This is a genomic window from Roseovarius sp. TE539, from assembly GCF_003298505.1.
Taxonomy (GTDB): Bacteria; Pseudomonadota; Alphaproteobacteria; order Rhodobacterales; family Rhodobacteraceae; genus Roseovarius.
Map to the genome: position 1 here is coordinate 72,356 of NZ_QNGB01000012.1, position 20,993 is coordinate 93,348.

23 protein-coding genes are annotated in these 20,993 nt (G+C 60.8%); 11 read left to right on the forward strand and 12 right to left on the reverse strand.

The window, feature by feature from the left end:
* The first annotated feature begins 18 nt into the window (after positions 1-18).
* Entirely contained in the window at positions 19-387 is a 369-nt protein-coding gene (locus DQW77_RS09600) for a hypothetical protein (RefSeq protein WP_113258002.1), read from the forward strand.
* Here DQW77_RS09600 and DQW77_RS09605 read toward each other — a convergent pair.
* From DQW77_RS09605 to thrS, 5 genes are all read right to left on the reverse strand, one after another.
* A complete protein-coding gene (locus DQW77_RS09605; RefSeq protein WP_113258003.1) occupies positions 371-913 on the reverse strand; it encodes a DoxX family protein in 543 nt (180 codons plus the stop codon). The genes DQW77_RS09600 and DQW77_RS09605 overlap by 17 nt on opposite strands.
* Positions 914-1,672, reverse strand: coding sequence for a DUF2063 domain-containing protein (locus DQW77_RS09610; RefSeq protein WP_113258004.1), 759 nt, complete (start codon positions 1,670-1,672; stop codon positions 914-916).
* Positions 1,669-2,526 carry a DUF692 family multinuclear iron-containing protein gene (locus DQW77_RS09615; protein WP_113258056.1) on the reverse strand — a complete coding sequence of 286 codons (858 nt, stop codon included), beginning with the start codon at positions 2,524-2,526 and terminating at the stop codon, positions 1,669-1,671. Before DQW77_RS09615 ends, DQW77_RS09610 begins: the two co-directional genes overlap by 4 nt.
* 75 nt (positions 2,527-2,601) lie before the next feature.
* Positions 2,602-2,922, reverse strand: a complete 321-nt coding sequence (locus DQW77_RS09620; RefSeq protein ID WP_113258057.1) for a DUF2282 domain-containing protein — start codon at positions 2,920-2,922, stop codon at positions 2,602-2,604.
* Positions 2,923-3,176: 254 nt separating this feature from the next.
* Positions 3,177-5,123: a threonine--tRNA ligase gene (gene thrS / locus DQW77_RS09625; RefSeq protein ID WP_113258005.1), complete on the reverse strand. Its 1,947-nt coding sequence runs from the start codon at positions 5,121-5,123 to the stop codon at positions 3,177-3,179.
* 236 nt (positions 5,124-5,359) lie between these two features.
* Here thrS and DQW77_RS09630 point away from each other — a divergent pair, with 236 nt between their 5' ends.
* Together DQW77_RS09630 and DQW77_RS09635 are read left to right on the forward strand one after the other, a co-directional pair.
* Positions 5,360-5,605, forward strand: a complete 246-nt coding sequence (locus tag DQW77_RS09630) for a hypothetical protein (protein WP_113258006.1) — start codon at positions 5,360-5,362, stop codon at positions 5,603-5,605.
* A gap of 170 nt (positions 5,606-5,775) precedes the next feature.
* The gene (locus tag DQW77_RS09635; protein ID WP_113258007.1) at positions 5,776-6,537 is read left to right on the forward strand and encodes a carboxylesterase; all 762 of its coding nucleotides are present in this window, start codon (positions 5,776-5,778) and stop codon (positions 6,535-6,537) included.
* 191 nt (positions 6,538-6,728) lie between these two features.
* On the opposite strand, the gene DQW77_RS09640 is transcribed toward DQW77_RS09635, so the two are convergent.
* From DQW77_RS09640 to gmd, 4 genes are read right to left on the reverse strand one after another with little or no spacing between them, the layout of a single operon-like run.
* On the reverse strand, positions 6,729-7,619 hold the full coding sequence (locus DQW77_RS09640; RefSeq protein ID WP_113258008.1) for an NAD(P)-dependent oxidoreductase: 891 nt from the start codon (positions 7,617-7,619) through the stop codon (positions 6,729-6,731).
* A complete protein-coding gene (locus DQW77_RS09645; RefSeq protein WP_113258009.1) occupies positions 7,606-9,042 on the reverse strand; it encodes a mannose-1-phosphate guanylyltransferase/mannose-6-phosphate isomerase in 1,437 nt (478 codons plus the stop codon). Before DQW77_RS09645 ends, DQW77_RS09640 begins: the two co-directional genes overlap by 14 nt.
* Before the next feature lie 38 nt (positions 9,043-9,080).
* Positions 9,081-10,046 carry a GDP-L-fucose synthase gene (locus DQW77_RS09650; RefSeq protein ID WP_113258010.1) on the reverse strand — a complete coding sequence of 322 codons (966 nt, stop codon included), beginning with the start codon at positions 10,044-10,046 and terminating at the stop codon, positions 9,081-9,083.
* A gap of 15 nt (positions 10,047-10,061) precedes the next feature.
* Entirely contained in the window at positions 10,062-11,180 is a 1,119-nt protein-coding gene (gmd, locus tag DQW77_RS09655) for a GDP-mannose 4,6-dehydratase (RefSeq protein WP_113258011.1), read from the reverse strand.
* A 24-nt stretch (positions 11,181-11,204) separates the two neighbouring features.
* Here gmd and DQW77_RS18200 point away from each other — a divergent pair, with 24 nt between their 5' ends.
* The 4 genes from DQW77_RS18200 (at position 11,205) to DQW77_RS09670 (ending at position 13,690) form a co-directional block, all read left to right on the forward strand.
* Positions 11,205-11,357, forward strand: a complete 153-nt coding sequence (locus DQW77_RS18200) for a hypothetical protein (protein WP_181711228.1) — start codon at positions 11,205-11,207, stop codon at positions 11,355-11,357.
* A gap of 35 nt (positions 11,358-11,392) precedes the next feature.
* Positions 11,393-12,607: a DegT/DnrJ/EryC1/StrS aminotransferase family protein gene (locus DQW77_RS09660; RefSeq protein WP_113258012.1), complete on the forward strand. Its 1,215-nt coding sequence runs from the start codon at positions 11,393-11,395 to the stop codon at positions 12,605-12,607.
* 99 nt (positions 12,608-12,706) lie between these two features.
* Positions 12,707-13,417, forward strand: a complete 711-nt coding sequence (locus tag DQW77_RS09665) for an alpha/beta fold hydrolase (protein ID WP_113258013.1) — start codon at positions 12,707-12,709, stop codon at positions 13,415-13,417.
* 9 nt (positions 13,418-13,426) lie between these two features.
* Entirely contained in the window at positions 13,427-13,690 is a 264-nt protein-coding gene (locus DQW77_RS09670; RefSeq protein WP_258523810.1) for a hypothetical protein, read from the forward strand.
* 16 nt (positions 13,691-13,706) lie between these two features.
* Here DQW77_RS09670 and phaZ read toward each other — a convergent pair whose 3' ends face one another.
* Positions 13,707-14,984, reverse strand: coding sequence for a polyhydroxyalkanoate depolymerase (phaZ, locus tag DQW77_RS09675; protein ID WP_113258015.1), 1,278 nt, complete (start codon positions 14,982-14,984; stop codon positions 13,707-13,709).
* Positions 14,985-15,092: 108 nt separating this feature from the next.
* On the opposite strand from phaZ, the gene DQW77_RS09680 reads away from it, so the two are divergent.
* The 4 genes from DQW77_RS09680 to DQW77_RS09695 all read left to right on the forward strand — a co-directional run bounded on the left by DQW77_RS09680 (position 15,093) and on the right by DQW77_RS09695 (position 19,191).
* Positions 15,093-16,898, forward strand: coding sequence for an alpha/beta hydrolase (locus DQW77_RS09680; protein ID WP_113258016.1), 1,806 nt, complete (start codon positions 15,093-15,095; stop codon positions 16,896-16,898).
* A gap of 129 nt (positions 16,899-17,027) precedes the next feature.
* Positions 17,028-17,474 (forward strand): phasin family protein, encoded by a 447-nt coding sequence (locus DQW77_RS09685; protein ID WP_113258017.1) that lies wholly within the window; start codon positions 17,028-17,030, stop codon positions 17,472-17,474.
* 188 nt (positions 17,475-17,662) lie between these two features.
* Complete coding sequence (gene phaR, locus DQW77_RS09690; protein WP_113258018.1) at positions 17,663-18,220, forward strand: polyhydroxyalkanoate synthesis repressor PhaR; 558 nt, start codon at positions 17,663-17,665, stop codon at positions 18,218-18,220.
* Between the two features lie 5 nt (positions 18,221-18,225).
* Positions 18,226-19,191 carry a LysR family transcriptional regulator gene (locus tag DQW77_RS09695; RefSeq protein WP_113258019.1) on the forward strand — a complete coding sequence of 322 codons (966 nt, stop codon included), beginning with the start codon at positions 18,226-18,228 and terminating at the stop codon, positions 19,189-19,191.
* A gap of 12 nt (positions 19,192-19,203) precedes the next feature.
* On the opposite strand, the gene DQW77_RS09700 is transcribed toward DQW77_RS09695, so the two are convergent.
* Positions 19,204-19,689 (reverse strand): nucleoside deaminase, encoded by a 486-nt coding sequence (locus DQW77_RS09700; RefSeq protein ID WP_113258058.1) that lies wholly within the window; start codon positions 19,687-19,689, stop codon positions 19,204-19,206.
* Between the two features lie 79 nt (positions 19,690-19,768).
* Complete coding sequence (locus DQW77_RS09705; protein ID WP_113258020.1) at positions 19,769-20,989, reverse strand: MFS transporter; 1,221 nt, start codon at positions 20,987-20,989, stop codon at positions 19,769-19,771.
* Positions 20,990-20,993 lie beyond the last annotated feature (4 nt).

Consider the following 20,993-nt stretch of genomic DNA (forward strand, 5'->3'; position numbering starts at 1 on the left):
GGCGGCAGGAGGGATGACATGCGCAACGCGGCTCTGGTGCTCGGTATCATTGGCGGTCTCATCGCGATGTTGGTCGGGTTTCTCAGTTACGGCTACACCGAAGCGGTGGAGTATTTCGGAGAGGTTGATGGGCTTGCCCATCAGGTTGAGAACGTGGAACTTATACGTGGCGTCAGTTTCGCGGCGCCGCTTCTTGCAATCGCGGGCGGCGCGATGGCGCGTGTCCGGGCCCTCTGGGGGGGTGTCCTGATGCTCGTTTCGGCCGGCGCGATGCTCTACGCTTTCGATTTCAATGTCTTCACCATGTTCCCCATAGGCTTCACGGCGCTTGGCGGTGTTCTGGCGGTGGCGGCCGGCAAGCCCGACGAGCCTAAGTCACACTTCTGACGACGAGCCGATCGAGGGATATCGGCCCGGCACCCCGGAAGACAGGAACGACCAGCAGAAAGATCCAAAGTGCGCGCTGATCCATGATGATCGAATCCGGCATCTTGTCGAACCACGCGCCAACGGTCGTGGCCTCCTCGATGGCGCCGTGACCGTAGAGATCGGTGAGAGTCTGAACGATGATGAACCCGATCATGCCGATCGCGGCCAACCGGGTCAGGAGGCCCAGCACGATCAGTGCCGGCAGGATGAATTCGGCCCATGTTCCGGCCAGCACGACAAGGGTCTGCAAAACGCTCATCTGGCTGACATCGTAGCCGGCGGCTTCCATGGCGCGCGGGAAGATCTGTGCATAGGCTCCCATCGAGGGCGAAAAAATTCCACCACCCAGCTTGGTCAGGCCGGAAACCCAGAAATACTTGAGCAGGATCGCCGCGAACAAGAGCCTTGCAATTGTCGGCAAAAGCCAATCCGCGCGCTCGATCCGGGAAAACAGCGCGTCGTGAAGACGAAACAGGTGGGTCATTCAACTCTCTCCGGTGATGATATTCGTGATCGCCTTGCCGCCGATCAGCAGGCCCAGAATATGCGCCAGATCGAAATCGGGATCGACAGCGATGCCCCTGTCGTGGGCGGTGCCCAGCGAGGTTCCGTCAAGCAAACCTTGCAGAAAGGCCACCGCCGCGTTGCTGATCACTGTCATTCGGGGATCGAAATCCGGGCGCAGGATGAGGACATTCTGGGGTTCGTGCACCGCCTTCGGGGCTCCCGGTTCCATCTTGTAGGACCAGATGCCGTGGACCGGCCAGTCCGAGCGGAGAAGCCGCAGAGCGGGGGCCAGATCCAGATGCGCCCCCATCAGGGCTTCGGGTGCCATGGTCCCAAGGATTGCCGGATCGACCGGCGTTGCATCGGCAGCGTGATAGGATTGCCGTAAGGCAAGTTCCAGCCGCGCAACATCGGGCAGATAACCGATATGTGCAAGTGGCTGGAAAGTCTTGAGGAAGTCCGGCATTTCGGTGCCGTACTGGCTGATCATGGGGGCCTCGGGCGGATGCTGCCGAAGGAAAATCCCCGCCATTGCCCTGAATTTCTTTTCGCCGATCAGCTTTCGGACGGCGGGGAAATTGACCTCAAGCGCCTCGGTCAGACTGACCGCCACATTGTTGCGATACACCGAAAACCGGTTCCCCGCGGCGCGGCCGTTTCCGTCGCGGAGGCCGCTCGGCACCGGCGCCGCGGAATCCAGAAGGGCGGCATGAAAATCGGATTGGGAAACGCTCATGCCGGAACCCTTTGAAGGGCGGCTTCGGCGCGGCGCGCTTCGGCGGCCAGGACCGGCCAATCGGGAATGTCGGCATCCCATTCGATCAGCAGGGGGCGAGGGCCGGAGCGGTCAAGCGTGTGATCCAGAAGCGCCCAGACAGGATCGGCGACTTCGCGGCCATGACTGTCTATCAATAGTGGTGCGCCCGTTTCGTCGGCATCCTCGTCGTGACCACCAAGATGGATTTCACCGACCTTGTCCAGCGGAAAGGAATCTATGTAGCCCTGCGGGGAATACCCGAGGTTGGTTGCCGACACGAACACGTTGTTGATATCCAGCAACAGGCCACAGCCGGTACGCCTTGCGATCTCGGCCAGAAAGTCAGTCTCGGACCATGTGCTTTCCGCGAATGTCAAATAACTCGACGGGTTTTCAAGAAGCATGGGCCGGTTAAGGGCCTCTTGTACTTCGTCTATGTGGTCGGCGATGCGCGTCAGTGTCGAGGTCGTATAGGGCAGGGGCAGAAGATCGTTCAGAAAATGACTGTCATGGGTGGACCAGGCCAGATGTTCGGAAAAGCTGGCCGGTTTCAACCAGTCACACAGCTTCGCGAGGCGGGCCAGGTGATCCCGGTCAAGCGGCGTTTCGCCGCCAATGCTGAGGCCGACACCATGAACGGAAAATGCGAAGCGGTCTGCCAGATGCCGCAATTGCGCAATAGGGCGCCCGCCTTCGCCCATGTAGTTCTCGGCGTGAATTTCCAGCCAGGCGACAGGCGCGGGATCGTGCATGATCGCCGCATAATGCTGAGCTTTGTATCCGACGCCGGGCGCGTGCGGCAGGGCTGTAAATCTGGGGGTGGAGTCCAGCATGGCGAGACCTCCGGAATAAAAATCGGTCGTCTGGCGTGGATGCGCGGGAGGATACCCGCGCATCCGGCATTCGGTTCAGGAGGGCAGGTCGCGGCTCAGCTCTTCGAGCGAGCCCATGCGATCACCGGGAAGGTCCACTTCTTCACCGGACTTGGCGAGAACCGGCGAGTCCGACTCGCAGGTGCCGGATTCGACGAGTGTCCAGGCGTTGCCCTGATAGTCGACTGTCGAGGTGCCGGCGCAAGTGGTGCCAGCACCGGCCTTGCAATCGTTCTCACCGGCGAGGGAGACGCCGTAGCATTTCACGTTTTCTGCGGCATTCGCGCCGGTGGCGTGGGCGCCGAGCGCGGCGGTGACGGCACCGGCGATCGCAACGGATTTCATAGCGTTGGACATTTGGAATTGCTCCATGAATGGTTTCGGTCTCATCGTTCGCCCTATCGGTCATTGCCCCCTTGGAGCCTGACCGGCGTGGCGACGATGGCCGTAACGTAAACCGCGATCGCCTGACCGTTCCATTCACAAGCCCGTCAGACACGCGCGCGTCAGGTCGTGTTATCTGCGGCATGCCCCGAGACCCGATATTTGCCGATGGACGGCTTCACCGGTGCGCCGAATTGAAACATTACCGGGGTTCGGGCGCGGAAATGTTACAGAAGATCGGGCGGCGTTGCTTCGTGGCGCAGCACCTCTGTAACATTCGACAGCGAGACGACCTCGCTGTGCTTTTCCCCGAGACGACGCAGCGACACCGTGCGGTCCTCGACTTCGCGCATCCCGCAGGCAAGTATCACCGGCACCTTGCCCACAGAATGTTCCCGCACCTTGTAATTGATCTTTTCATTGCGGGTATCGGCCTCGGCCCGAATGCCAGCTGCCGCCAGAGCTGTAACCACCTCATGAACGTATTCGTCGGCTTCGGATATGATCGACGCGACGACAACCTGGCGCGGCGCCAGCCAGAACGGCAGCTTGCCTGCATAATTCTCGATCAGGATACCCAGAAAACGCTCGAAACTGCCCAGGATCGCCCGGTGCAGCATCACCGGTCGGTGCTTTTCGCCATCGGCCCCGATATAGGTAGCGTCCAGCCTTTCCGGCAAGTTGAAGTCAGCCTGGAATGTCCCGCACTGCCACTCGCGGCCGATCGCGTCGGTCAGCTTGAAATCCAGCTTCGGGCCGTAGAACGCGCCCTCGCCGGGATCAAGCTCGTAGTCGTTGCGCACCGACAGGATCGCCTTTTCCAGCGCCTGTTCGGCCTTGTCCCACACCTCGTCAGAGCCGACACGCACATCGGGACGCGTTGAAAACTTGATATCGAATTTCGCAAAGCCCGCATCCCGGTAAATGTCGCTCAGAAGGGCAATGAACCCCGCGCATTCGTCCTCGATCTGATCTTCGGTGCAAAAGATATGCGCGTCATCCTGCGTGAAACCGCGCACACGCATCAGACCGTGCAGGGCGCCGTGCGACTCGTAGCGGTGGCAAGACCCGAACTCGGCCAGCCGTAGCGGCAGGTCACGGTAACTCTTGATACCCTGATTGAAGATCTGAACGTGGCAGGGGCAGTTCATCGGTTTGAGGGCATTCACACGTTTCTCGTTCGCGTGTTCCTCGTCGATTTCCGTGATGTACATGTTCTCACGGTACTTGTCCCAGTGTCCGCTGGCTTCCCAGAGCTTTCGATCGACAACCTGGGGGGTCCTGATTTCGCGGTAACCTGCCTGATCCAGCTTGCGGCGCATGTAATCTTCAAGGGTACGGTAGACCATCCAGCCATTCGGATGCCAGAAGACCATTCCGGGCGCTTCCTCCTGGAAATGAAAAAGCTCCATCTCCCTGCCTAGCCTCCGGTGATCACGCTTCTCGGCCTCTTCAAGGAAGGTGAGGTATTTCTTCAGGTCTTCCTTGTTCCTGAATCCGACGCCATAGATGCGCTGCAGCATCGGGCGGCTGGAATCACCGCGCCAATAGGCACCTGCGACCGACATCAGCTTGAACGCGTCGGCCGGCAACTGGCCTGTGTGCTGAAGATGGGGCCCGCGGCAGAGATCCTGCCATGGTCCGTGCCAGTACATGCGCACCGGCTCGTCGCCCGGAATGGAATTGATGAGTTCGACCTTGAACGGCTCTCCCGCGTCCTCGTAATGGGCAATGGCCCGCGCACGATCCCAGATCTCGGTCTTCACCTCGTCGCGCTGATTGATGATCTCCTTCATCTTCTGCTCGATCCGGCCCAGATCTTCCGGTGTAAACGGGTCCTTGCGGTCAAAATCGTAATACCAGCCATTCTCGATCACGGGGCCGATGGTGACTTTCACCTCCGGCCAGAGTTCCTGAACCGCACGGGCCATGACATGGGCCAGATCATGCCGGACAAGCTCAAGGGCAGGCGCATCATCCTTCATCGTGTTGATGTTGATGGCCGCGTCCTGCCTGATCGGCCACTGGAGATCCCAGTGCTGCCCATCGACATGCGCGGATATCGCCTTCTTGGCGAGCGAGTTGGAAATAGATGCGGCGACATCGGCGGGGGTTACGCCCGCTTCATACTCACGCTGACTGCCATCGGGAAAGGTAAGAGCGATCTCTGCCATCAGGGTGGCTCCTCGTCGGTTTGGCGCCTACGAAACGCCCGGTTGCGGGTTCATGGCGCCGTATGGCCCGGCACACGCGCCGCGTCAAGGAATTCCTTTCTGTGTGCAAACGTATGCCAAAGGCAACGTAACATATTGACGCATATGGGAAATTTATGTGGACGGCGGGGGAGGGGGGTGTATCTTGACCGAAGTGCAAACGTTTGATCGGCACGAACAACGGAGGAAACGCCCAAATGACGAGGTACAATTCCCAATTCGAACTGACGGTTGATGATGTGGAACTCATCGAGGCGGCCTTGCGCCGCGAGAAGGCGGACCTGTCTTCGCAACTCATCGAGGAGGCGGCGCAAGACGAGATCGACGAAGCGGCGGCCAATGATCCCGACGCCTCGCTGCGACGGATTTCGGAACTTCTTGGACGGCTGCACAACCAGAAAGTATTCTACCGGCCACGCTCGGGCGCATATGTCGGGGGTTGATACCGGCACTGCCCGCGCCGACGGCATGTCATCCACGGGCCCGAGCGACGACTGAATTGCGGGCCGGAACATTCGGAAACCGCCGCCGAAAGGCTATCAGGCCCGAAAAACCGATTTGTCCGTCAGCCGCCGACAGTGCAGACTCCGTGCGCGACAGCACGGAGGGCACTATGCACGAACCGGATCTCTTCAAGACGCCGCAGGGCCGTGAACTGGCCTATCACCGAACGCCCGGTGACTCGCCCGGAGTTATTTTCCTCGGCGGGTTCATGTCCGACATGGACGGGACCAAGGCCAGGTATCTCGAGGATTGGGCCCGGCAGACAGGGCGCGAATTTCTGCGCTTCGATTATTCGGGACATGGGCAATCTTCCGCGCGGTTCGAGGAGGGCTCGATCGGGATATGGGCCGAAGATGCGATGCAAGTCGTGGATCACCTGTCGCAGGGGCCGCAAATCCTTGTCGGTTCCTCGATGGGTGGTTGGATCGCGCTTCTTGTGGCGAAATCCAGGCCCGAGCGGATCGCCGGGCTGGTCACCATTGCCGCGGCGCCCGATTTCACCGAGGATTCGATGCTGGCGGGCTTTGATACGGCACAACGTGCGGCCCTCGAGGCGGATGGGGTTGTCTATCTGCCAAGCGACTACGGAGACCCCTATCCAGTTACCAGAAACCTGATCGAGGACGGTCGCAGGCACCTTGTGTTGCGGGATCGGCTTGACCTTGAGTTTCCCGTTCGGTTTCTGCAAGGAACCGATGACGAAGATGTGGATAAATCAGTGGCAATGACTCTTTTGGAGCATGCAACGGGCGCGGATATGACACTGACGATGGTGAAGGGTGCAGATCATCGTTTTTCCGACGATACCTGCCTTGAATTGATCCGGAGCAGCGTCGAGGAGGTCACCGCGCGTGCAGAAATGCAAAAGTGACCGTCACTGATCTGATAAATCTGAGAAATTTCCGAAGCCTGAATGTCTTTCTGCGGGAACCCGTCCGAAAAGGGTGCGGGGACGCGTTATTCACTCTGCCGCCAAGTCCGAGATGCCTGACCGCCCGGGCGCAGGCGCTGTTTCTGCTTGGTGACATGCGGGGCAGTTTTCAGGCGGATGCGTACCTGCACCTACCCGGCGGTGCCGGGCGGCACCGGTGCCGCTCCAATTCCCTTGAGTTGTGAGATCATTTCCTTGGCGCTGCTCTCGGTGGATGAAAAGCCATGGATCGCTGCGAGCCGGGTGCAATCCAGTATCACGTCCTGAACCGCGCCTTCAGGCGCCTTGCGCCATTGCCAGTTCAGCTCCGCGGCCGTTGCGATTTCGGACATCCGAAGGGGACAAGGCGCGCCGACATTGAGGGTATCCGGCAGCGGCCTGCCGCGGGTGCAAAGGGTTTCAAGCAGGCGCGACAGGGTCAGAGGCCCCACGAAGGAGCGTATGGGTCCGTTGCCGTCCGCGAAACGGTCGATCTTCAATCTGCGCATGGAGGCCGCGTTCAACATCAGAGCATCGGCGCCCAGCACACTCCCGATCCGCAGGCAACATACCTCCATGCCGGCATCGCGATAGGGCGTGCAGGCATGTTCCATGTCACGCTTTGCGAAGCCGTACGGGCTGACGGGGGCACAGGGCGTCTCCTCGGGAAACGGGATGCCTTTTCCGGGGCCGTAGATCACGGCAGAGGAGGCGACAAGCACCCGCTGTGTACCAACGGCGCGGGCCGCCTCCAGACAGGCCACGGCCAATTGCCGGTTGATGTCGAGGTTCGCCGCCGTTGCGGGTGTGCCCCCGGCAAGCATCATGATCGTTTTCGGGGGGCCGTGTGACCGCGAATGCGCCACAAGCGCGTCAGGCCCTTCGAGAGGGTCCCAGATCAGGCTTTCAGGACAAGAGGCTGCGTCGCGCCATTGAAAGACCAGATCAAGCTTTTCCGGCGGTGCCAGAACCCATGCCTTGCGCAGCAATGTACCGACCCTTCCCGAAGCGCCGACCAGCAAAGCCTTTTCAGTCGCGGGCATAAAGATCCTCGTACCGGACGATATCGTCCTCGCCGAGGTAACTGCCGGTCTGTACCTCGATCAGGACCATCTCGACCTTGCCGGGATTTTCCAGTCTGTGGACTGCGCCCAGTGGAATGTAGACGGATTCGTTCTCGCTCAGGAGGCTGACCGTTTCGTCGATCGTGACCTTGGCCGTGCCTTGAACGACAATCCAGTGTTCGGATCTGTGGTGATGGCTCTGAAGACTGAGGGAAGCACCCGGTTTGACCACGATCCGCTTTACCTGGAAACGCTTCCCGATCACCAGGCTTTCGAACCAGCCCCAGGGCCGATGGTCCACCGGGAATTCCGTCGCCTGTGCCGCACCGCGCTCCTTGAGGGCGGCAACGGCCTCCTTGACGCGTTGGCTCTGATCGCGGGGCGCCAGTACGACCGCGTCCGCCATGGCGACGGCAATGATGTCCCTGAGGCCGATACCCACCAGTTCCTGCCCGTTGCCTTCGGTCCGAAGCATGGTCCCCGAACAGTCTATCGCGGTGGCGTGATCCGAGATGACATTGCCGTCGCCATCGGGGCCGCTTTCGCTCCAGACCGCCTGCCAGTCCCCGAGATCCGACCAGCCACCGGAATATGGCATCACCGCCAGGTTTTCTGCATGCTCCATGATCGCGTAGTCGATCGAGATGTCGGGCACCTCGGCCCAGGTTTGCGCATCCAGGCGGGCAAATCCCAGATCCTGCGCGGCGCCTTCGACGGACGCGGTCACCGGCGCCACCATTTCAGGCGCGTGGGCATCGAACGCGTTGATCACCGCGGATACCGGAAATAGGAAAATACCGGCATTCCAGAGGAAATTGCCGGCTGCCATCATCTCGGCTGCGCGTGCGGCATCCGGCTTTTCAACAAACCGCGCGAGGCCGAGCGGTTCCCGGGCTCCGGCATCCGCGCCCGGATCCAGTTCGAGCCACCCATATCCAGTTTCCGGGCGGTCCGGACGGATGCCGAAGGTCAGCAGATCGCCGGCAGAGGCGCGCGGAATCGCGGCGCGCACTGCCCCGCGGAATGCCTCTGCGTCCGGTATCACGTGGTCCGACGGCGCCACAAGCATCAGTGCATCGGGGTCGCGGGCACGCAGCCACAACGCAGCAGCCAGCACGGCCGGCGCCGTGTTCCGGCCTTCGGGTTCGATCAGTATCCCCTGGGCATCCGTCTCCGCCGCGGCAAGCTGTTCGGTCACAATGAAGCGAAACGGTTCGCCGGTGATGATGAGTGGCGCTTCGAACCCGTCACCCTGAAGGCGCTTCACAGAAGACTGGAAAAGACTTTCGCCAACCATGAGCCGGGTGAACTGCTTGGGGTAGCTCTTGCGTGACAATGGCCAGAGCCGCGTGCCGGAGCCGCCGCAGAGGATCACAGGATGGATGGTTGGGAGTTCCGCCATTCCGGCACCTTCTTTTCGTTGCGAACCCTTCTGTGGGCTCAAGTCTCGCGGATGGTCGCGATGTTGTCGCGGTACCAGCGATAGGTGTCCACGAGTCCTTCCTCAAGTCCAAGTTGCGCCTGCCATCCCATCGAGGCCAGGCGGGAGCCGTCCATCAGCTTGCGCATGGTGCCATCGGGCCGGGACGTGTCAAAGGTGATGCGGCCCCTGAAGCCGGTGATATCGGCGATCATGCGTGCCAGATCCGCGATGGATACGTCCTTTCCCGTGCCCACGTTGACATGGCTGAGCATCACATCGGTGTTGGCGGCGTAGATCGCATGATCCAGGTCCATGACGAACAGGCTGGCGCGGGCCATGTCATCGACATGCAGAAACTCCCGCCGGGGCGCCCCGGTGCCCCAGATCATGACTTCGTCACGATTTTCCCTGACGGCTTCATCGAATCGACGGATGAGAGCGGGAAGAACATGGCTGTTTTCCGGATGAAAATTGTCGCCGGGACCGTAAAGGTTGGTCGGCATTACCGATCGGTAATCGGTGCCATGCTGGCGATTGATACTCTCACACAGCTTGATTCCCGCGATCTTGGCCACCGCATAGGGCTCGTTCGTGGGCTCCAGGACACCGGTCAGCAACGCCTCCTCGGTCATGGGTTGTGGGGCCGCACGGGGATAGATGCAGGACGATCCGAGAAACAGCAGCTTGTGCACACCCGCGGCATGGGACTGCCCGATGACATTGGTCTGGATCAGCAGGTTGTCATGAATGAAATCGGCCGGGTAGGTGTTGTTGGCATGGATGCCACCCACCTTTGCCGCGGCCAGGATGACTGCCTCCGGACGTTCGGATCGCATGAATTCGCGCACCGCGGCCTGATCGGTCAGGTCCAGCTCGGAATGGGAGCGTGTGATGATATCACCCGGGTCGGTGCCGCGCGCCAGCAACTGCCGGTGTATGGCCCCCCCCACCATACCCCGATGCCCGGCAAGGAATATCTTCATGCCGTCACCCTCCGATCAGGATTCCTGTGATACCGGGATACCATAGCCGTGGTCCTTCAGAAGGGCGTGGCGGCGGGCGGTTTTCAGATCCTCGGCAACCATTTCGGCGCACATCTCCCGTGCAGTGATCCGTGGCTCCCACCCCAGTTCGTCGCGGGCTTTGGTCGGGTCGCCCAGCAGGGTTTCCACCTCCGCGGGCCGGAAATAGCGGGGGTCAATGCGCAGAATGATATCACCGGGGCGAACCGCCGGTGCCATGTCCGACCTGACGCGCTTGACGGTACCGACCTCGTTGATCCCGGTTCCGCTGAATTCCAGCTCGATCCCCAGCTCGGCAGCTGACCACAAGATGAACTCGCGGACAGAATACTGCTTGCCCGTTGCGATCACGAAATCCTGCGCTTCCGTCTGTTGCAGCATCATCCACTGCATGCGCACATAATCCTTCGCGTGGCCCCAGTCACGCAACGCGTCGATATTGCCCATGTGCAGGCAGTCATCGAGTCCCTGGGCGATGTTCGCAAGACCGCGGGTGATCTTGCGGGTCACGAAGGTTTCGCCGCGGCGGGGGCTCTCGTGGTTGAAGAGGATGCCGTTGCAGGCATACATGCCGTAGGCTTCCCGGTAGTTCACCGTGATCCAGTAAGAATAGAGCTTGGCCGCCGCATAGGGTGAGCGGGGGTGAAATGGCGTCGTCTCCGATTGCGGAACCTCCTGCACGAGGCCATAAAGCTCGGAGGTCGAGGCCTGATAGAACCGGCAGGTCTTTTCCATCCCGAGAAACCGGATCGCCTCCAGTAGCCTCAAGGTGCCAACGGCATCCACGTCAGCGGTGTATTCCGGGGCTTCGAAGCTGACGGCGACATGGCTTTGCGCCCCCAGATTGTAAACTTCGTCCGGGCGGACCTCCTGAAGAATGCGCGTCACGTTCGAAGTATCACTCAGGTCGCCGTAATGCAGCTTGAGGCGCGGATTCGGGGCGTGAGGATCCTGATAAATGTGGTCGATACGCTGCGTGTTGAACAACGAGGCGCGGCGCTTGATGCCATGTACCTCGTAGCCTTTCTCAAGCAGGAGTTCCGCAAGATAGGATCCGTCCTGCCCTGTGATGCCGGTGATGAGGGCGCGCTTCATCCAGCGGTCTCCCGAAGTGTGATCATGACAATCCCGGCGACCAGCGCCAATGCAAATCTGGTACTCGCTTTGCTAAAACTGCGCAACCCGCCGGGCAGCGGCGACGCGCAGCCGGCCCTGCCTCGCATCGCCCGGATCATGGAAAATTCACTTTTGCAGGAGGGTGTTTTCGTTTAGAAAAGCCGAAAACCAGTTTCGGAAAATCGGAAAACATGATGCTCACTTCCTCCGTCTATGACGCCGAACCCATTCCGGAAGCCGCACGTTCTGAAATTGACAGGATGTTGCGCTCCGGGGATCTGTTTCGCTACACCGCGCCGGAAGATGCCCCGGTGACCCTGCTTGAACAGGAATTCGCCGCGATGATGGGGACCCGGTATGCACTTGCGGTATCGAGTTGTTCGGCGGCATTGTTCCTGTCGCTGAAGGCGCTTGGCCTGCCGCGTGATGCAAGGGTGCTGATCCCGGGGTTCACATTCGCTGCCGTGCCGTCATCGGTGGTGCATGCCGATTGCGTTCCGGTTCTTTGTGAGGTCGGCCCGGATTACCGCATCGATATTGACGATTTCGCGGCGCGTCTGACCGAGGATATCAGCGCCGTCATCGTGAGCCACATGCGAGGGCATACGTCGGACATGGATGCGATCATGCAATTGGCGGACGCCGAGGGTATTCCGGTGATCGAGGATGCGGCGCATTCCCTTGGCACCACCTGGAACGGATGCAAGATCGGCACCATCGGCAGGGCAGGCTGCTTTTCGTTCCAGTCCTACAAGCTGGTCAATGCCGGTGAAGGGGGGATCCTCGTAACCGATGATGCCGATATGGTTGCTCGGGCAGTGATCATGTCGGGCGCTTATGAACACAACTGGGCAAAGCATTTCACGGCACCGGACCCGGCCCTCGATGCCGCCTTCGCGAGATGGCAAAATCAGTTGCCGCTCTACAATCTGCGTATGGGAAACCTGAGCGCGGCGATCATTCGGCCGCAGCTTTCCGAGGTTCCGCGCCGCGTTCATGACGGGCGCGCCAACCACGATCATGTTGCCGCCCTGCTCGATACAAGCCCCTGGCTCAGCGTGCCGGACAAGCTTCTCCCCGAGGAAAGAGCCCCGGACTCGATCCAGTTCAATCTGGTGGACATGAATGATCACGAAGCCCGTTCTTTCGCCGAAGCGGCCGCAGCGCGTGGTGTGAAGGTACAGGTCTTCGGCCTGAGCACAGACAATGCACGCGCCTTCTGGAACTGGCATTTCATACCGGGGGGCGTGCCGGATCTGCCGCGGACGCGTGCGATGCTGATGCGGGCCTGCGATGTACGTTTGCCGGCCAGGCTTGATCGGGACGAGCTCGATACCGTGGCGGGCACTCTGCTTGCCGCGGTGAGCGATGTCATGGGGGAACCGCTTCGGGCGTACGGCACTTGAGGGTCGTGCCTGCACACGGGTGTTGACCCGGGCCCGAACTGTGGCAAGCTGCGCCGCAAGGACTTCGGGGGCGTTTGCGCAGGCAAAAGGACGGATCAGATGCAGGAACCGGTGGTTCTGTTGCCGGGCATGTTGTGCGACGCGCGTCTGTACGGCCCGCAATTGACGGCACTGAGTCCTGATCACGCGGTGATGACAGCGCCGGTTTCCGGTGGTGAGCGTATCGAGGAAATCGCTTCGGGGCTGCTTGATGTGCTGCCGCAACGGTTCGCGTTGGCCGGGCTTTCCATGGGGGGGATCGTGGCGATGGAAATCCTGCGCCGTGCCGCCGACAGGGTCACCCGCATCGCGCTCATGGATACCAACCCGCTGGCTGAAACACCTCAGACATCTGCCAATCTTGAGCCCCTGGTGATCAAGGCGCGGTCGGGCAAACCGGCCGAAGTCGCCGAAGCCATGATCCGGCCCGAGGTTCTGGCCCCGGGACCGGGCCGCAGCGAGGTCCTCGCGCTGGTGCGTGACATGGCCGAACACATGGGCGGGCCGGTTGCCGAACGGCAGATCCGGGCCTTGCAGCGGCGGCGCGACTATCAGGCGGTGCTTCGCCGCTGCCGGGTTCCCGCATTGGTCCTGTGCGGGCGACATGATGCGCTGACCCCGGTGAAGCGTCACAGTTTCATGGCCGAACTCATCCCGCATGCCCGCCTTCAGATAATCGAGGAAGCGGGACATCTGCCGGTTCTCGAAGCCCCCGAGACAACGACCCGGGCCCTGCGTGACTGGCTGGTGCAGCCTTTCGTGCTCAGGTAGGCACGAGGCATGAAACCTCGCAAACGCACCGCTTCGACCATGGGCCGGGTTCGCCACGCGAGACGAAGACTTCAGGTCTGGGCACGGCGCCATCTTCCGCCCGGCGCGCGCCTGATCGTGGGGCTGCTCTTCATCGCCGGCGGGGTTCTCGCCTTTCTGCCGGTTCTGGGAGTGTGGATGATACCGGTCGGTCTGGCGATCGCGGCCCTCGACGTTGTGCCCGTCTGGAAGCGCCTGCGCGGCGACCGCAAGGACCGCCGCCGAGGCTCATGATCCTGTATCCCGCCGCTCACATCGCGGCGTTGCGATTGGCGGGCTTTCCCACGTCGGAATGGGGGGCGCTGTTGGCATCGATGAACTCGAGAACGAGGGGGCGTATGTTGTTGCGCCAGCTCTTGCCCGCGAAAATTCCGTAGTGGCCGGCATCCGGTTCAAGATGACTGGCTTTCTTGCTGTCGGGCAGGCCGGTGCACAGATCAAGTGCGGCCACGCATTGACCGGGGGCGGATATGTCGTCCTTGCCGCCTTCCACCGTCTTGACGGCCACATTGGTGATCTTGCCGATATCGACCTTGTGACCGTTCACGACAAAGGCGTTTTTGGCGATCTCCCCGGCCTTGAATACGCGCTCGACCGTCGAAAGATAGAATTCGGCGGGCATGTCCATGACGGCAAGATATTCATCGTAGAACCTGTTATGCGCATCATGGTCTCCGGATTCGCCGCGCGCGACCCGCTGTATCTGATCGGAAAAAGCGCGCGCGTGGCGCTCGGAGTTCATCGACATGAACGACGCGAGTTGCAACAGCCCGGGATAAACCATGCGTCCGACCCCCTTGTACTTGAACCCGACCCGCTGGATCATGGTTTCCTCAAGCTGGCCCATCGTGACCCGCCGGCCGAAATCGGTCACATCCGTCGGTGTTGCGTCCGGATCGACCGGCCCTCCGATCAGGGTCAGGGTTCGCGGTTGGGCACCCGGATCCAGCTCGGCCAGGTAGGCCGTTGCCGCAAGGGCCAACGGCGCCGGCTGGCACACGGCGATAACATGCACGTCGGATCCCAGGGCGCGCATGAAATCCATCAGGTAAAGGGTATAATCCTCGATATCGAACTTGCCCATCGACACGGGGATGTCGCGCGCATTGTGCCAGTCGGTCACGTAGACTTCGCAATCCTGCAACAACGATTTGACAGTGGAACGCAGCAGCGTCGCGTAATGACCGGACATCGGTGCGACCAGCACCACCTTTCTTGATTGCTCGGCCCGGCCGAGCACGTCAAAATGAACGAGATCCCCGAACGGACGCTCAACAACCCTTTCGACGGAGACCAGATGATCCTTGCCATCGCTGCACGTGAAGCTGTCGATGCCCCAATCCGGTTTGGTCACCATGCGCTGAAAGGTTCTTTCGGTCACCTCGCCCCAGGCGGCCATCCATTGGAAAGCGGGGTTTGGCGCCATGCTGAAAATCGGATAGGATGCCAGAGAGAGCGCGGATGCGCCCAACCACTGATTGGTATTCCGGAGGGTCTCCATGAGGTCGTAGGTCATCATGTAGCGCATCGTCGTCTCCTGCTTCGGGCCTATACGCCCGGTTCCATTCGTCGCACTGCCCCTCCGACCGGGCGTCGTTATGCTGCACAGCAGAAACTCTAATGGGAATTCGTTAAAATGGCAACGCAAGAGAGCGGGACAGGGAAAAATCTCGAAAAACTCAACGAGAACCTGAGCCGTGTCGAAGAGCTTTCGCAACGTCTTGTGCAGGCTCTGTCGTCCAAGGAGCCCGCAAATTCATCGCTCAACGCCCCCTCCCAGGAGCTTTTCACCAAGGCGGCAGCGTCCTACTGGGCAGAGGCGCTGGAAAACCCGGGCAAGATTTACGAGCATCAGCTGGAATACTGGGGCAAGTCGGTTCGGCATTTCATGGAGGCACAGCAGCAATTGCTGCACGGCCACGTGACCGACGAGGAGGCGGGCGACACCGATCCGCTGTCCGGCGACAAGCGGTTTGCCAACCCGCTTTGGAACACGCACCCCTACTTCAATTACATCAAGCATCAATACAAGTTGAATGCACAGGCGATCCGGCAGGCGGTCGAGGAGGTCGATGACCTGTCTCCCAAGGAGAAGCGGCGGCTGGAATATTTCTCGCAACAGATTATCGACATGATGTCGCCGACCAATTTCCTGGGCACGAATCCCGATGCTTTGGAAAAGGCGATCGAGACCGAGGGCGAATCCCTGGTCCGGGGGTTGGAAAACCTCGTTGCCGATCTGGAGGCGAACCACGGCGAACTGATCGTGAGGCTGACCGATGAAAGCGCCTTCGAACTCGGCGAGAACATCGCCACCACGCCCGGAGAGGTCGTCTATCGTAACCGGATGATGGAAATCATACAGTATGCCCCGGCCACGGACGAGGTGTATGCCACGCCGCTGCTCGTTTTTCCGCCGTGGATCAACAAGTTCTACATCCTTGATCTGAAGGCCAAGAACAGCCTGATTCGCTGGATCACGGAACAGGGATACACGCTTTTCGTGGTGTCCTGGGTCAATCCCGATGGCAGTTATGCCGATACCGGGCTGGAGGACTATATCGAGGATGGATATCTAAGGGCGATCGAAGAGGTGAAGGCGATCACCGGCGAGGCCAAGGTGAATGCCGTTGGCTACTGCATCGCCGGCACGGTGCTTGCGCTTACCCTGGCGCTGATGAAAAAGCGCGGCGACAAGTCGATCAGGTCGGCCACGTTTTTCACGGCGCTGACGGATTTTTCCGATCAGGGCGAGTTCACGCCCTTCCTGCAGGATGACTTCATCGACGGCATCGAGGACGAGGTTGCCGAGCAGGGTGTCTTGCGGTCCTTCATCATGGCGCGGACGTTTTCCTTCCTTCGTTCCAATGACTTGATATACACTCCGGCAATCCGTAGCTACATGATGGGCGAGGCGCCGCCAGCCTTCGACCTTCTTTATTGGAATGGTGATGGTGCAAACCTCCCCGCGAAGATGGTCGTGGAATATCTCAGGGGTCTTTGCCAGCAGAACGCTTTCGTCGAGGACGGATTCGAACTTTTCGGAGAAACCCTCAGGGTCGGGGACGTTGATGTGCCCCTGATGGCGGTCACTTGCGAAAGCGACCACATCGCGGCCTGGAAAGATTGCTATCGAGGCGTGCAGAAGATGAAATCGCGCTCCAAACAGTTCATCGTCTCGGAATCCGGTCACATCGCCGGGATCGTGAACCCGCCCAGCAAGAAGAAGTACGGTCACTATGCCAACGACAGTCTCGGCGATGATGCGGATCACTGGCTGGAGAATGCGGCGTTTCACGAAGGATCATGGTGGCCACGTTGGGAGGCGTGGCTGCGAAAGCGGTCCGGCAAGAAAATTCCGGCCCGTGAGCCGGGTGATTCCAATCATCCTCCCCTTGCACCGGCGCCTGGCACATATGTGAGACAAAAGGCATCCGACTGATTTTTCAGGCACTTCCAACAATTTTGCTGCGTCGCAGAAAAAATCCTTGAAATGCTGCGCTGCAGCATGCATATTCTGTGCAGACGCAGCAAAGGCGGGCTCCCCGCCAGGTTTCGAAAGGACTGACAAATGGCAAAAGCACAAGACATGAACGACGTGATGAAAGACATCATGGGCGCCTTCCCCGTTGATACGAAAGCAATGGAAGATGTGTTCAAGAACCAGGCGGCGATGAACGAGAAGCTGTCGGGCGTTGCGCTCGAAGCGGCTGAAAAGTCGGCCGAGATCTCGAACAAGTGGACCAAGGAAACGCTGTCGAAGCTGACCGACATGTCTAAGGCGAAGACCGAGCCGGCAGACTATGCCAAGGCCGTGACCGATTTCGCGTCCGCCAACGCCGAAGTCGCCGCCGAGAACATGGCCGCCTTCGCGGAAGTGGCGAAGAAGGTTCAGATGGATACCGTCGAACTGATGATGAGCGCCGGCAAGGAGTTTCAGGAAGACACTGCCAAGGCCGTCAAGAAGGCGACCGACGACGCGACTGCAACCGCCAAGAAGGCGACCGCGTCCAAGTAAGGCGCAGACCATAGCGTTTGCAGTCCCCCCTCCCTGGACACAAGCGCATCCTGCCGGGCGGGCCACATCGTGGCTCGCCCAATTTGTTGCCAGCCCTCCGGTCCGGTCTGTGACGATGCCTGCCCTTTCAATTTCTTCTGTGCTGACATAGGATTTGCTGCAGCGCTGCATTATTGGGAGGGTCGCCCGTGGCTGACAATGAGAAACCGCTTTTGATAAAGCGCTACGCAAGCCGCAGGCTGTATAACACCGAGACGTCGGATTACGTCACGCTGGACGACATCTCGGAATTCATACGTGGCGGTCGTGAAGTGCAGATCATCGACCTCAAGTCCGGTGATGACCTTACCCGCCAGTACCTCCTGCAGATCATTGCGGAACACGAAAGCCGCGGTGAGAATGTCCTGCCCATCAACGTCCTGACGGACCTCGTGCGCAGTTACACCACGCAGGCCACCAGCGTCGTGCCGGATTTCCTGGCCGCCAGTTTCGAAATGCTGCGCGAGGGACAGTCGAAGATGATGGAGAACATGACGAAGGCCAACCCCCTCACGGCGATGCCGGGCATGGAGGCGATGCGCGCACAGCAGGAAGCTTTCATGAAGGCGATGACCGGTGGACGGGCTGACGCAGGCGAGGATGGTGGCGGCCCGGCGTCCGCCTCCGGCCAGGACGACGAGAACCTCGAAGAGATCAAGCGGCAGCTTGCCGAACTCCAGGCGAAACTGTCGAAGATGGACAAGTAGGCGCGATGGTCGATAGCCCTGGCCGGATAACCCTCTGGGGCATCGAGGTGTTCATGGCGGCCGCGGACGAACGTTCCATTTCGGCCGCGGCAAGGCGCCTTGGCGCGAGTCCCTCCACGATCAGCCAACAACTGACCAACCTCGAAAGCGCCGTCGGTGCGACACTGCTGCAACGTAACGAGCGGCCGTTGCGCCTCACGCCGGCGGGCGAGATCATGCATCGCCGCGCTCAGGCGATCATGAACGAGGCGGCACAGGCGCGCGCCGAATTGGCCATGTCCGACCTGTCGATGCTGACACGGTTCCGCCTTGGCATGATCGAGGACTTCGAGGCCGATGTGACACCGCAGCTTCTCACCCACATGGCCACGCAGCTCAAGGGGTGCCAATTCCTTCTGGAAACAGGGGCCAGTCATCATCTCTACGATCTGCTCGATTCCCGGGCGCTGGACGTGATCGTGGCCGCCGAACTCGGCGCCGGGGATGACTGGGTGGAGGTTCATCCGCTGCTACGCGAAGGATTTGTCGCGGCCGCACCGCGCGACAGCGTGACAAAAGGGGAAAATGTGCTGCGGCAACTCAAGCAATTGCCGCTCGTGCAATATACGCAGCGCCACTACATGGGGCGGCTGGTCAGCGCCCATCTGGCACGCCAGAACATGACCCTGGCGCACCGGTTCGAGTTGGACAGCTACCATGCAATTCTCGCGCTGGTGGGACAGGGATCGGGCTGGACCATTCTGCCGCCGCTTGCACTGATGCGGGCGCGGCGCTTCGCCGATCAGATCGACGTTTTCGAGCTTCCTTTCGAACCCTTGACGCGGACCATCAGCCTGACCGCGCGGAAAGAGATCCTCCAGGACATGCCGGCAAGGGTGGCCGAAACGCTCAAGCCGATCCTGCGCGATACGATCGTCGCGCCGGCGATTGCCCGGCATCCCTTCCTCGCGGCATCGCTCAAGCTGCTTTGATGACGGTGCGGATCACGCGGCCCGGCTCCAGCGCCTGAGAACATCCTCGCCTTCCCCGGACAGGATCTGGTCGCTTGGCATGGTTCGCTTGGCGACCGGCTTCGCGGTCTGGTCACGCAGGGATTGTACATCGACGGCATTGCAATCTCCGCCGGGGATGGCCGCGAGGATCGCGTCACTTTCCTCCAGCGAAACAGCGTAGTACATCCGGTCGATCCCGGCGATCATCATCGCCGCAACGCAAAGAGGGCAGGGTTCACACGAGGCGTAGAGCGTGCATCCGGTCAGGTTCGTGGTGCCCAGGGTGCGGCAGGCATCGCGTATAGCCTCGGTTTCACCATGAGAGGTCGGGTCGAGATCGATCACCGAACGGTTGATCCCCTCACCGACGATGCGCCCATCCTTGACCACGACGCCGCCATAGGGCCTGCAGCCCGGATCATCGAGTGCGCGCGCCGCGATTTCGATGGCGCGTCGCATGAATTCCTCGTCTGTCATCACGTTGACCTTCCTTGATGGCGGCTGCCGTCCCATAAATGCGCGGGCATGGGAGCGCGTCAAGCCCGGCGCCTGCCGGTCAGGTGTCGCGCGGGCGCATCACGAGCCAGATCAGTGCTCCGCCCGCCAGGGCCAGGAATGGCGCCATCGCAAGGTTGACCGACATCCAACCAGCCTGTGCGTTCCCGCCCGAGCAATTCATCAACCCGCCCGAGGCCAACGATGCCACCGTCACGCCGCCGAACACGATCAGGTCATTGAGGCCCTGCATCCGGCCCCTCTCATGCGGGGCGTGGGCGTTGGTCAGCATCGTCGTCGCCCCGATGAAGCCGAAATTCCATCCGATTCCCAGCAGAATGAGTGCGATAAAGAAGTTTTCCAGCGCCACGCCCTGAATGGCCACCACACCCGCAGCCGCCAGAATCAACAGCCCGAGGCCCATGATCCGCTCGACGCCGAAGCGGGTGATGAGATGGCCGGTGAAGAAGGATGGTGCGAACATCGCGAGCACATGTCCCGTAACCACGTCCGCCGCGTTGCCCTCGTCAAATCCGCATCCGACCACCGCCAGCGGAGTCGAGGTCATCACGAGGTTCATCAAGGCGTAGGAGACCGTGGCACAGATAACCGCAACGGCGATGCGCGGCGTTGCCAGAAGCTCCAGGCGCGAGCGGCCGCGCGGCGCGTCCTCCGACGGGACAGGCGGGCGCGGGATGTCCAGGAAAAGAAACAGGAATGCCCCGATCAGGTTGACCGCGATGACGGCCAGATACGTGCCGAGAAATGGGATCACCATTGCCTGGCTCGTCACCTTGACAAGCTGCGGGCCGATCACCGCGGAGGCCAGTCCGCCCGCCATGACATAAGATATCGCGCGCGGGCGGAAGATATCGCTTGCGGTGTCCGCTGCGGCGAAGCGGTAGAACCCCTGTGCGGACATGTAGATTCCGGTGAGGAAACTGCCCAGGAGAAAGAGCGGAAAAGACGCCGTCAACAGCCCCCATGCACCGATCGCGCCGCCCGCGGCTCCGCCAGCCGCCCCGACGAAGAAACCCGCGCGGCGCCCAAGTCTTTGCATCAAAGCCGAAACCGGTGCCGCGGACAGCATCGACCCGAGGACGATCAACGAAATCGGAAGGGTCGCGAAACATGGGTTCTCGGCGAGGGATTGTCCTGCCAGCCCGCCGACCACGAAGACCATCGGCATCTGCGCGCCAAGGAACGCCTGCGCAAGAACCAGCACGGTGACATTGCGGCGGGCGCGCCTGTCGTCGACGGGATAGGTGGCGGTTTCGGTCATGGCG